This window comes from Achromobacter sp. GbtcB20 (assembly GCF_019091095.1).
Taxonomy (GTDB): domain Bacteria; phylum Pseudomonadota; class Gammaproteobacteria; order Burkholderiales; family Burkholderiaceae_B; genus Achromobacter; species Achromobacter mucicolens.
This window is the reverse complement of the sequence record NZ_JAGXJZ010000886.1, coordinates 1-237: the sequence shown is the minus strand read 5'-3', so window position 1 is coordinate 237 and position 237 is coordinate 1. Positions and strand designations below refer to the sequence as shown.

Annotated in this window: 1 pseudogene; it reads left to right on the top strand. The window is 78.9% G+C overall.

Annotation, left to right across the window (positions count from 1 at the left end):
* Positions 1-237, top strand: a pseudogene (locus KVT32_RS31515) (two-component system sensor histidine kinase/response regulator); the annotation flags it as partial.

The window sequence follows — 237 nt, the reverse complement described above, 5'->3', positions numbered from 1 at the left end:
ACCCTGGGCGCGAGCCGGGCCGGCTTCGGCGTGGTCGGCGCCGCCCGGGACACCCTGCACATCGAGCGCGACTGGTGCGCCGAGGGTGGCGAGAGCATGGCCGGCGCCCTCGACCTGCGCCAGTTCGGCGGCTTCATCGTCGCGCTGCGGCGCGGCATGCCGGTGGTGGCGCGCGACGACCACCTCGATGCCCGCACCGCCGCCTCCGCCGGTGGCCTGGCCGGGCTGGGCGCGGCC